Source organism: Vibrio sp. B1REV9, from assembly GCF_905175395.2.
Taxonomy (GTDB): Bacteria; Pseudomonadota; Gammaproteobacteria; order Enterobacterales; family Vibrionaceae; genus Vibrio; species Vibrio alfacsensis.
Map to the genome: position 1 here is coordinate 888983 of NZ_CAJIMW020000221.1, position 11905 is coordinate 900887.

The window sequence follows — 11905 nt, forward strand, 5'->3', positions numbered from 1 at the left end:
TATGAGCTCTGAGAAACTCTATATAGAAAAAGAACTTAGTTGGCTATCTTTTAATGAACGAGTTCTGCAAGAGGCCGCAGACAAAACGGTTCCCTTAATTGAGCGCATTCGATTTCTAGGCATCTTTTCTAATAATCTAGATGAGTTCTACAAAGTAAGATTTGCCGACGTAAAGCGTCGAATTTTGATCAACCAAGAGCGCGGGGTCACTGATAACTCCAAACACCTATTAAGTAAGATGCAGACTAAAGCACTGAAACTTAATGATCAGTTCGATGAACTCTACGGCGATTTAATTCGTGAAATGGCACGACGTCGGATCTTTCTAGTTAATGAAACCCAACTCGATGATGCTCAAAAGCGTTGGATAACAAAATATTTCCGTAATGATGTCATGCCTCACATTACGCCTTTACTAATGAAAGATGACATAGATGTATTGCAATTTCTCAAAGATGAATATGCTTATATCGTCGTAGATCTTAAAAAAGGCGAACAATCCCAATACGCTCTAATAGAAATCCCTACTGATCACTTACCTCGCTTTGTCATGGTGCCAGAGCAGAAAGGCAAGCGCCGAAAAACGATCATCTTGCTCGATAATATTATTCGATATTGCTTAGATGAGTTGTTCAAAGGTTTTTTCGATTACGATGAACTCAACGGCTATGCGATGAAAATGACTCGAGACGCCGATTACGATCTCCGTCAAGAAATAGAACACAGCTTACTTGAACAAATGTCAGAAGGCGTAAGTCAACGTCTCACTGCAATGCCAGTTCGGTTTGTCTATGAACGTGATATGCCACAAGAGATGCTCGACTTTTTGTGCAACAAGCTCAAAATATCTCATTACGACAGCTTAATTCCTGGTAGTCGCTATCATAACTTTAAAGATTTTATTGGCTTTCCTAATGTTGGCCGGGATTACTTAGAAAACAAGCCACTCCCTCCGATGAAATGCGCTGACTTTGAGGGTTACCCCAATAGCTTTGATGCAATTCGAGCCAAGGATATTCTACTGTATTACCCGTATCACACGTTTGATCATATATCAGAACTCGTACGCCAAGCCTCTTTTGATCCCAAAGTGCTGAGTATAAAGATCAACATCTATCGGGTAGCAAAAGATTCACGTTTGATGCACTCGTTGATCGATGCTGTTCACAACGGAAAAAACGTTACCGTCGTAGTCGAGCTCCAAGCCCGCTTCGATGAAGAGGCCAATATCGAATGGTCCAAAGTTCTCACCGATGCAGGTGTACACGTCGTATTTGGGACTCCTGGTCTTAAAATACACTCTAAACTGTTGCTTATTAGTCGTCGTGAAGAGAGTGACATCATTCGATATGCGCACATTGGAACAGGTAACTTCCACGAGAAAACCGCTCGTATCTATACCGACTTCGCGCTTCTTACCGCCGATCAAGACATAACCAACGAAGTTCGTAATGTATTTGGCTACATTGAAAACCCTTACAGACCAGTTCGGTTCGAACACCTCATTGTCTCTCCAAGAAATTCTAGGAAGCAACTCTACCGATTGATTGATGCTGAGATAGCCAACGCGAGAGCAGGAAAAAAGGCCTCACTCACAATTAAAGTGAATAACTTAGTCGACAAAGGCATCGTCAATAAACTTTATGGTGCAAGTAATGCCGGCGTAAAAATCAACATGATTATACGAGGCATGTGCTCTTTAGTGCCTGGTATTGAGGGGGTGAGTGAGAACATTCGTATCATCAGTATTGTTGATCGCTTTTTAGAGCACCCTCGCGTCGTAATCACTCATAATGATGGCGATCCTCAAGTTTATATCTCATCGGCAGATTGGATGACTCGCAATATCGACCATCGTATTGAAGTCACCGCTCCAGTTCGAGATCCTCGCTTGAAACAAAGAATTATCGATATCATCAACATCCATTTTACTGATACGGTAAAAGCTCGGTTGATAGATAAAGAGATGAGTAACACTTACGTTCCTCGCGGTAACCGTAAAAAAGTTCGCTCACAAATCGCTATCTACGACTATCTTAAAAATATAGAAAAACAAGTAAGAAAACAAAAACACGATGCCTCAGAGACTTGAACAAGATGTACGTCATATTGCAGCCATTGATTTAGGCTCAAACAGCTTTCATATGGTCGTCGCTAAAGTGGTCGGGAGTGATTTACAACTCGTCAGCCGCCACAAACAGCGCGTCCGTTTGGCTGCCGGCCTTGATGATGAGTTGAATCTTAGCCATGCGGCTATGGAACGAGGGTTAGAATGCCTAGCGATGTTTGCAGAGCGTTTACAAGGGTTCGAAGCCGAGAATGTTAGAGTGGCTGCAACTCATACACTGCGCCGAGCTAACAATGCGCACGTATTCATCCAGCGAGCAAAAGATGCTCTGCCTTTTCCCATCGAAGTCATTGCTGGAGAAGAAGAAGCTCGCCTTATCTATCTTGGTGTTGCCCATACTCAAGTAGAGTCCAACTCGAAGTTAGTGGTGGATATTGGCGGTGGTAGTACTGAGATGATCATTGGCCACGAGTTTGAACCTGAAGTGCTCAACAGTAAGCAAATGGGATGCGTCAGTTTCAACGAACAGTTTTTCAGCAATGGCAAACTATCGCGTAAGAATTTCAACAAAGCAATGCTAGCGGCAGGACAAAAGCTCGAGTCCATTGCCAATAAATACAAGAAAAAAGGCTGGGATATTGCCTTAGGTTCATCCGGCACAATCAAAGCCATTCGAGAAGTCCTAATTGGCCTTGGCTATGAAGATGGCTTAATTACGAATAAGCGATTAACGAAGCTAATCGAACATCTTTGCGAATTTGACTCGATAGATGACATTGATTTAGCAGGTCTTACCGATGATCGTAAACCTGTGTTTGCTGCCGGTGTTGCGATTTTGTCTGCCATATTCCAATCATTAAAAATCAATCAAATGTTCTTTTCTGATGGCGCATTGAGAGAGGGTCTGCTCTATGAGATGGAAGAACGTTTTGCTCGTTCTGATATCCGCATGCGCACAACGGAAAATCTCGCTAAAAAACACCTTGTTGATATTGAACACGCAGCACGAGTGAAAGGCCATGCACGCGAAATGCTATGTAACATCCGTTCAGAGCTTGGCATTAAGAAAAAAAGTGAACTGTTCGATTTGCTAGAATGGGCCGCACTTTTGCATGAAGTTGGTTTAAGTATTAGTTTGCGCGGCTTCCATCGACACTCGTTCTATATTCTTTTGCATTCCAATTTACCTGGCTTCAATAGAGAGCAGCAACTGGTCCTGGCCACACTGGCTCGTTTTCAACGAAAATCTCTAAAGCTCAATGAATTGCCAGAATTCAACCTATACAAACAAACTGACATCATCAATTTGATTAAAGTTTTACGCCTTGCCATTGTCGTCAATGGGCAACGGAGTGAAGACCCGCTACCAGAGTTAACTCTGTGTATAAAAGACGATGAGTGGCATCTTACCTGCTCTGATGATAATTGGCTGGAGCAAAATAAATTACTAGAGGCAGATCTAGAAGAGGAGCAGGTTCGTTGGAATAACGTCGGGTGGCAATTAACATTTTAATCAAAAAAGTCGGCTTATAGGCCGACTTTCTTCAACTCGTATGCCGCTAAATCGGCAGTAATAGGCACGTAACCATCCTTTGCAACCAAAGCTTGCCCCTGTGCTGAGAATATAAAACGGATAAACTCAGATTCAATAGGACTCAATGGGTAATCTGGGTGTTTATTAATATATACATAAAGATAGCGTGATAGTGGGTACTTACCTGTCACGATATTTTTTCGCGTAGGGCTAATATAATGCTCGCCTGATTTTGCGATTGGCACTAAACGAACCCCAGCAACGCGATAACCCACACCTGAGTAACCAACTCCACTGATCGTCGATGCCACAGATTGAACAACTGAGGCAGAACCGGGTTGTTCATTTACTCGTGTTTTAAAATCACCACCACACAGTGCATTACTTTTAAAATAACCATAAGTACCAGAAACAGAATTGCGCCCAAAGAGCTGCAAGTTGCGTTTTGCCCACTCTGTTTTAATACCCAATTGACGCCAATTTGTGATGAACTCACTTTCGCCACAGCGCAGCGTTGCTGAGAACATCGCATCAAGCTGATTAAAATTCAGCCCCCGTATCGGGTTATCTTGATGCACAAAAATACCGATTGCATCAATGGCGACTCTCAAAGCCGTTGGTTTGTAGCCGTGAACTCGTTCAAATGCTTCAATTTCACGCAAACGCATGGAACGACTCATAGGACCAAATTGAGCAGTTTGCTCTGTCAATGCAGGAGGAGCCGTCGATGAGCCAGATGCTTGAACCTGAGCATTAATATTTGGGTAGATGGATTTGAACTCTTCTACCCAAAGCGTCGTCATTCCAGCTAATGTATCTGATCCAACAGACAGCAAATTACCCGCGATTCCCGTTGTTTTTTGGTAGTTCGGTAATGGCTTCGTATCCTGTGCTAACGCTGCACTCGAGCATAGCAAAGTAGCCAACATTACAGATTTAAATCGCATACTGACAGCAGTCATTTTTTTACCACCAAACGGCTTGGTAGAACGAACGAAAACTTACTACCAACACCAACTTCACTATGGATATCTAAATGAGAGTCATGGTGGCTAAGCGCATGTTTTACAATAGCAAGACCGAGGCCACTGCCTCCGGTATCACGAGAGCGCGCTTTATCAACGCGATAAAAACGTTCCGTCAATCGATGTAAGTGCTGCGGTTCAATCCCATCTCCGCTGTCTTCAACTTCAAGGCAAGCGCCTTGAGCCCTTTGGTACCAACGCACATTAATATGAGCACCTGGCGGCGTGTACTTCACTGCGTTGTATACCAAGTTAGAGATCGCACTGCGTAATTGATCGTCATCACCTAGAACATGTAAGGTAGAATCAACATCAAATGTCAATCGATGCCGATCATCACCGCTTAAGCTGTTCGCTTCTTTCTCGAGTATTTCCAACATACTTGGTACGTTAACTTCATCTTCCAATTCATGCATTGGTGCCGCTTCGATCTTCGATAACGTCAAAAGTTGATTAACCAAACTGTTCATGCGATTAAGCTGTTCAGTCATAACACCATGTGCTTTCGTCCACATAGGGCCAACGAGCATATCAGGATCTTCCGTCATCTCGAGATAGCCTTGCAAAACCGTCATTGGTGTACGTAGCTCATGAGAAACGTTAGCAAAGAAGTTTCTGCGCATCCCTTCCAATTGCTTAAGCTGACTGACATCACGTACGACCATCAAGTGCTCACCCTCTGTGTAAGGTACGATACGCAGTTCTAACATTCGCTCTACGTTGAGCGGCGAGCGCATCTCTAGTGGTTCAGAGAAATCTTGTTTACTGATGTACTTAATGAAGTCTGGAGTACGAATAAGATTGGAAATAGGTTGTCCAGAGTCTTCCGGCCAATGAAAACCCAAAAGGTGTTGCGCCAGTTTGTTACACCATACGATGTTGCCTTCAGCACGAAATACCACCACTGCATCGGGTAGTGATTCTGCACCATTGCGGAAACGACGGATTAAGTTTGTTAGCTCTTTGCGTTTGCGACGCTGACGCTGCTGCAAACGATATAAACCGTTAAACAGAGATTCCCAATTGCCGCTACCCGATGGTGGCGTCAGACGCTTCTCATCCCATAACCAAGCAGATAAACGAACTTGATTATGCAAGTGCCACACAAGCTGTAAAGCCGTGGCAGCTAAAAGCAACCACGGCATATAACCAAATATCCAACCTATAATCACCCAAGGGGTGTAAAAAAAAGCCAGCTCCCAAGCCAGCTTTTTCCACGTTAATCTTTCAACCACTCATTACTCCGGAAATGGTATTGATAAGCTGCTTATGACCTTATGCTTTCGTTGAAAAACGGTAACCCGCACCGCGCACTGTTTGAATCAATTTATCGTGGTCAGCGGCTTCAAGCGCTTTGCGTAAGCGACGAATATGGACATCGACCGTTCTATCTTCAACGTAAACGTTAGTACCCCATACGTTATTTAATAGCTGCTCACGGCTGTAAACGCGTTCTTGATGCGTCATAAAGAAATGCAGCATTTTGAATTCTGTTGGGCCCATATCCACTGGCTCATCATTCGCTGTAACACGGTGAGAAACCGGGTCCAATTTCAAGCCTTGTACATCAATCACATCTTCGAGTGCTGTCGGAGTCACACGGCGAATGACCGCTTTAAGGCGTGCGACCAATTCTTTTGGCGAAAAAGGTTTCGTGATGTAATCATCTGCGCCCACTTCTAAGCCACGCACTTTATCTTCTTCTTCACCACGAGCAGTTAACATCACAACTGGAATATTGCGAGTTAACTCTTCACGTTTCATGTGTTTGATAAAATTGATACCACTACCACCTGGTAGCATCCAATCCAGCAAGACTAAATCAGGGAAGGGTTCAGCCAGTTTGGTTACCGCAGTATCATAATCTTCTGCTTCGACTGCTTGATAACCTTTCTGTTCAAGCACAAAGCACAGCATTTCGCGAATCGGAGCTTCGTCTTCAACAACTAGAATCCTTCTAGACATAATTGAATAACCTTATGTTAGTTTAGCTAATGAATTTAAGGACAAAGCGCCCCTCTATGCATAAACATTATTACCACCAATTATGACACTTTTGTGACCTTTGAAAACAAATTTTCATATAACTTTCTTTTGGGGTTCATTCTGATATTTTGCATTTCTATTAGGACATCGACACCAAAATTCCCTATTATTAGCACCTCCTCATCAAGCCTAGAGAAGATTTATGTGGTTTAAAAACTTGTTGGTATACCGTGTTAACCGTGAGGTTAATTTCAACGCTGAGCAACTGGAGACTCAACTAGCAGAGTTTCGATTCACCCCTTGTGGCAGCCAAGATAAACAAAAATTTGGTTGGGTTAGCGCAATGGGAAGACATGGCGACATGATGACCCACGTTTCCGAAAACCGCATTCTGATTTGTGCTAAAAAAGAAGAGAAAATGCTGCCAGCATCTGTGATTAAAGAGTCGCTGAATGCCAAAGTTGACGCAATGGAAGCACAAGAAGGTCGTCCTCTTAAGAAGAAAGAAAAGGATAACCTAAAAGATGACATCGTAATGGATCTTCTTCCACGCGCATTTAGCCGCAGCAGCCACACTTACGTTTTGATCATGCCAAAAGAAGGCTTCATCCTAGTAGATGCAAGCAGCTACAAAAAAGCAGAAGACGTATTAGCTCTGCTACGTAAGACAATGGGCAGCCTACCAGTTGTTCCTGCTATCCCTGAAGTTGCGATTGAAACCACACTGACAGAGTGGGTGAAAACCGGAGATACGCCAGCAGGAATCACAATGATGGACGAAGCTGAACTTAAATCTGTTCTAGAAGAAGGTGGCGTGATTCGTTGTAAGAAGCAAGAGCTCACAACGGATGAAATTCGCAATCATATCGCAGCAGATAAAGTGGTAACGAAACTTGCTCTGAATTGGCAAGACCGTATCGAGTTCATTATGGCTGAAGATTCTGGCATCAAACGTCTTAAATTCTCAGACGAACTCAAAGATCAAAACGATGATATTCCGCGTGAAGATCAGGCTGCTCGTTTTGACGCAGACTTCTCGCTGATGTGCGGTGAATTCAGTGCATTCCTGCCAAATCTATACGATGCGTTGGGCGGATTGCCGAACCCTAACGCTTAATTTAGAGCAAACATTGTACACAACGCCCTCTCTAAATTGGGGGCGTTTTTTATACAACTCATAATTCTCCTAGTCACTCATCACATTTTGACGTAAAATTTGCGCCCCATTTCCATAAGGTGGAATTGGCCTGACTTGTGATCAGATACTAAGAGAATTGAGCAATGACAACAGAGAAAGCATTCGTACCAGAGCTACTGTCCCCTGCTGGTAGCCTTAAAAACATGCGTTACGCATTCGCCTATGGCGCTGATGCAGTTTACGCGGGTCAACCACGTTACAGCCTACGAGTACGTAATAACGAGTTCAACCACGAGAACCTACAAATCGGTATCAATGAAGCGCATGCTTTAGGCAAAAAGCTTTACGTGGTATGCAACATTCAACCGCACAACTCTAAGCTTAAAACATTCATCCGCGATCTAAAGCCCGTGGTAGAAATGGGTCCAGACGCACTTATCATGTCTGATCCTGGCCTAATCATGATGGTTCGAGAAGCATTCCCAGAGATGCCAATCCACCTATCTGTACAGGCAAACGCCGTTAACTGGGCAACAGTGAAGTTCTGGGCTGCAAATGGTGTTGAGCGTGTTATCGTTTCTCGTGAACTTTCTCTAGAAGAAATCGAAGAAATTCGCGAGCACTGTCCTGAAACTGAACTAGAAGTTTTCGTTCACGGTGCTCTATGCATGGCTTACTCTGGCCGCTGCCTTCTATCTGGTTACATCAACAAACGCGACCCTAATCAAGGTACTTGTACTAACGCATGCCGTTGGGAATACAAAGTCGAAGAAGGCAAAGAAAACGATACTGGCGATATCGTAGAGAAATTTAACCCAGCAGAAGCACAAGCGATTGAAGTTCAAGCCGCAGCGGTTGCTGATGAACGCCCTGAAACAACTATCGGTCGTGGCAAACCTACCGATGAAGTGGTTCTGCTTTCTGAAGCGCACCGTCCTGAAGAAAAAATGGCGGCATTTGAAGATGAGCACGGCACTTACATCATGAACTCGAAAGACCTACGTGCAATTCAACACGTTGAGCGCTTGACGAAGATGGGTGTCCACTCACTAAAAATCGAAGGTCGAACTAAATCATTCTACTACTGTGCACGTACTGCTCAGGTTTACCGTAAAGCGATTGACGATGCCGTTGCTGGCAAGCCTTTCGATGAAAGTCTAATGGGTACACTAGAAAGCCTAGCTCACCGTGGCTACACAGAAGGCTTCCTACGTCGTCACACACATGACAGCTACCAAAACTATGATTACGGTTACTCAGTATCTGATGCTCAGCAATTTGTTGGTGAGTTCACTGGTAAACGTCGCGGTGATTTAGCAGAAGTTGAAGTTAAAAACAAATTTGTTGTGGGCGACAGCCTTGAGTTAATGACACCAAAAGGCAACGTGATCTTCACACTAGAAGCGATGGAAAACCGAAAGTCAGAATCAATTGAAGACGCAAAAGGTAACGGCCACTTTGTATTTATTCCAGTTCCTCATGATATGGATCTAGAGTACGGCCTACTAATGCGTAACCTAAACGCTGGTCAGGACACACGTAACCCAACGGGTAAGTAATCATGGCGTTACTTATTACAGATAAATGCATTAACTGCGACATGTGCGACCCTGAATGCCCAAATGGTGCAATCAGCATGGGCAATAGTATTTTCGAAATTGATCCTGCATTGTGTACAGAATGTAAAGGACACTACGAAAAACCAACTTGTCAGTCAGTCTGTCCAATAACAAAATGCATTATCACTGATCCAAATCATGTAGAAACAGAAGAGCAATTGCTTGAGAAGTTTGTGATTATTCAAGGGTTAGCATAGTTTAAAAAGGTTCAACTTTGAATCAAAGTTGAACCTTTTTTTAACCCGATTTTTCAATAGGATAGATATTGCAAAATAGCTCTTTTTCAAAGTGATACTCTAACCTTTCCCGCCAATTCTCTGCCTGAGAAACAGGAACAAGATAAAAATTTTCACGGCTTGTATCTGTAACGAAAGCCATCCCGTATTGCATTAGTTCGTAATGCACATCATTAACAAAGCCGGGATCAAGGCGCTGACGGCCAGTAAGATGATTGACATCTTCTCGAGTCAGTAGAACCCCTTTCGTATCACTGCTAAATCTGTGTCTTAACCACTCCGCAAACTCTTTTGCACAAATCATAGTCATGGTTTTGTCCTTGATTAAGTCTTCAATGGGCGAATTCACAAGCCCGTCTGCGTACATCTATCCATGTTGTCACGTATCCCTTATCATCAGACATATAGTTGAAAAAAGGAAATTGTAATGAAAGTTCCTAAAGCAGAGTTATCGCAATTTCAGCCAAATACAAATTATTGTTATTAGGAGATTTCTAAAATAACTCACCAATCTAAGTAGACTTTTTAAGCTAGTACTATTCAATGTAGCCAAAAGTATGATGTTTCTCCAGTTTCATAAAAGAAACACATATACGAGCTATCTTTCATCTTTCATTAAACAAAATCATCGCATTGATATCAAAGGCTGACATTGTGCAGGAATGACCTTTCTCTTTTTCTGTTTTACTTTATTTGTCTTCCTCTTATTTATACTAGGCTCTAAAACTGCTTTGGGCTTCCAACTCGCTAACTCAGCCCCGCAGCCATCACCTTGAGGTGGCAGAGCTTGATTCACACAGTTTAAACTAGATTTAGGACACACTAATCGTACATGGAAGTGATAATGGTGCCCCCACCACGGACGGACCTTACGTAGCCAAGAACGATCATTATTTGGAGCTTCTTTACACAATTGTTCTTTGATCACAGGATGAACAAAGATACGTGCGACATCAGTACTTTGTGCCGCATAACGAATAATATCAAAGTGCCTATCCTCCCAGCGATGTTCCAAAATTTGATAATTTTTTAGGTCAACAACGCTCATTGGTGTCGGAAGCTGAAGCTCATTATAAGAAAGAGGCTTGTCGGCCAAACGTAACCAAATATCAATATCTAATCCCGTTTGATGGCTAGAGTGCCCAGAGGAAAATCGCCCACCACGCGCAAGAGACAAGTCACCAATAAGCAGTGTTGTGTCGAGCTCTTGTTGCACTTTTTGGGACAATTTTTCGATAAACAGGATGGTATGTGGATGCCCATAGTATCGTTTCGTTTTACTACGTAATACTTGATAACCAACGCCATCTAGAGGGAGAGGCTGAGCCCCATCTAAGCAGCCATTTGCATAGCTACCTATTGATGAGGAGATATTATTTGTGGGACCAGGAACCTGCTCCCACGAAGTTGCATTTATCGAAACTGAGAATATTGTACTTAAACAAAAAAAGAGTCCCAGCTTCATATCACCTATTCCTTAGTAATGCTCACCATTATCATAGTAGCCATTAGGAGAAAGTGCAGTGAAAATTACCGCGACATTAATATCTTCGCCAACCACAGATCGAACTTGGTTTGTAATGATTTTTGCTACTTTATCTTGAGTTTCTTGGCCACGGTCAAACCATAACACCTCAACAAACGGATAAGCACCACTCACTTCACCCTCGCTAAAAAACGTACTGTAAATGTATTCAAACGTAAAGTCTTCACGTGGAGACTTCATTAGAGGTTCTAATTCGTCAGTAAGAGGCTTTGATAGCGCTTGAACCATTTGAGGCTCTACCGCACGAAATCGTAAATGTGGCATAAAATCACTTCCTAATTATTGGTTTTCGCTACGGATCATAACAGGAAGCGGAGTTCTAATCATCTTAAGTAATGATTGAGCCCATCTGAAGAATTTTTAGATATATCCTAAAAAATACAAATATTGAAATGCAAAAAAGCCTCAGCATTTCTGCTGAGGCTTTGAAGATGGCAGGGGTGGAGAGATTCGAACTCCCAACACGCGGATTTGGAATCCGCTGCTCTGCCAATTGGAGCTACACCCCTGTTGTTCGTTTTTAATGAGACGACTCTCAAATAAATGGCGGAGCGGACGGGACTCGAACCCGCGACCCCCGGCGTGACAGGCCGGTATTCTAACCAACTGAACTACCGCTCCACACGGTGACAGAGATTTCTCTCTATCCGGTAATCGCCGTTCAACGCGTTTACCTTTCTTTTTGTCTTCACTTTTTCATAAAAAGTGAAAATAAAATTAAAGCCTGGCGATGTCCTACTCTCACATGGGGAA

At 43.0% G+C, this 11905-nt stretch carries 11 protein-coding genes and 2 tRNA genes; 5 read left to right on the forward strand and 8 right to left on the reverse strand.

Going from position 1 to position 11905, the window contains the following annotated elements; genetic code table 11:
- The first annotated feature begins 1 nt into the window (after window position 1).
- Both ppk1 and ppx read left to right on the forward strand, forming a co-directional pair.
- Complete coding sequence (gene ppk1, locus KHN78_RS04510) at window positions 2-2092, forward strand: polyphosphate kinase 1 (protein ID WP_211919940.1); 2091 nt, start codon at window positions 2-4, stop codon at window positions 2090-2092.
- Window positions 2076-3581 (forward strand): exopolyphosphatase, encoded by a 1506-nt coding sequence (gene ppx / locus KHN78_RS04515; protein WP_211919941.1) that lies wholly within the window; start codon window positions 2076-2078, stop codon window positions 3579-3581. The genes ppk1 and ppx overlap by 17 nt, the downstream gene beginning before the upstream one ends.
- A 14-nt stretch (window positions 3582-3595) precedes the next feature.
- Here ppx and KHN78_RS04520 read toward each other — a convergent pair whose 3' ends face one another.
- From KHN78_RS04520 to phoB, 3 genes are read right to left on the reverse strand one after another with little or no spacing between them, the layout of a single operon-like run.
- Window positions 3596-4564, reverse strand: a complete 969-nt coding sequence (locus KHN78_RS04520; protein WP_211919942.1) for a PstS family phosphate ABC transporter substrate-binding protein — start codon at window positions 4562-4564, stop codon at window positions 3596-3598.
- Complete coding sequence (phoR, locus tag KHN78_RS04525) at window positions 4561-5862, reverse strand: phosphate regulon sensor histidine kinase PhoR (RefSeq protein WP_211919943.1); 1302 nt, start codon at window positions 5860-5862, stop codon at window positions 4561-4563. The genes KHN78_RS04520 and phoR overlap by 4 nt, the downstream gene beginning before the upstream one ends.
- A 40-nt stretch (window positions 5863-5902) precedes the next feature.
- The gene (gene phoB, locus KHN78_RS04530) at window positions 5903-6592 is read right to left on the reverse strand and encodes a phosphate regulon transcriptional regulator PhoB (protein ID WP_128811575.1); all 690 of its coding nucleotides are present in this window, start codon (window positions 6590-6592) and stop codon (window positions 5903-5905) included.
- Window positions 6593-6815: 223 nt separating this feature from the next.
- Between phoB and rdgC the strand changes: the two genes are divergently transcribed.
- From rdgC to KHN78_RS04545, 3 genes are all read left to right on the forward strand, one after another.
- The gene (rdgC, locus tag KHN78_RS04535; RefSeq protein ID WP_211919944.1) at window positions 6816-7730 is read left to right on the forward strand and encodes a recombination-associated protein RdgC; all 915 of its coding nucleotides are present in this window, start codon (window positions 6816-6818) and stop codon (window positions 7728-7730) included.
- A gap of 164 nt (window positions 7731-7894) precedes the next feature.
- Window positions 7895-9310 carry a tRNA 5-hydroxyuridine modification protein YegQ gene (gene yegQ, locus KHN78_RS04540; protein ID WP_211919945.1) on the forward strand — a complete coding sequence of 472 codons (1416 nt, stop codon included), beginning with the start codon at window positions 7895-7897 and terminating at the stop codon, window positions 9308-9310.
- 2 nt (window positions 9311-9312) lie between these two features.
- Window positions 9313-9567 (forward strand): YfhL family 4Fe-4S dicluster ferredoxin, encoded by a 255-nt coding sequence (locus tag KHN78_RS04545; protein ID WP_211919946.1) that lies wholly within the window; start codon window positions 9313-9315, stop codon window positions 9565-9567.
- A 40-nt stretch (window positions 9568-9607) separates the two neighbouring features.
- Here KHN78_RS04545 and KHN78_RS04550 read toward each other — a convergent pair whose 3' ends face one another.
- From KHN78_RS04550 to KHN78_RS04570, 5 genes are all read right to left on the reverse strand, one after another.
- On the reverse strand, window positions 9608-9916 hold the full coding sequence (locus tag KHN78_RS04550; RefSeq protein WP_128811580.1) for a hypothetical protein: 309 nt from the start codon (window positions 9914-9916) through the stop codon (window positions 9608-9610).
- 315 nt (window positions 9917-10231) lie between these two features.
- Window positions 10232-11071, reverse strand: coding sequence for a penicillin-insensitive murein endopeptidase (gene mepA, locus KHN78_RS04555; protein ID WP_128811581.1), 840 nt, complete (start codon window positions 11069-11071; stop codon window positions 10232-10234).
- Window positions 11072-11083: 12 nt separating this feature from the next.
- Complete coding sequence (locus tag KHN78_RS04560) at window positions 11084-11416, reverse strand: DUF1904 domain-containing protein (protein WP_128811582.1); 333 nt, start codon at window positions 11414-11416, stop codon at window positions 11084-11086.
- 168 nt (window positions 11417-11584) lie between these two features.
- Window positions 11585-11661: transfer RNA gene (locus KHN78_RS04565), tRNA-Trp, on the reverse strand.
- Between the two features lie 35 nt (window positions 11662-11696).
- A tRNA-Asp gene (locus tag KHN78_RS04570) sits at window positions 11697-11773 on the reverse strand.
- Window positions 11774-11905 lie beyond the last annotated feature (132 nt).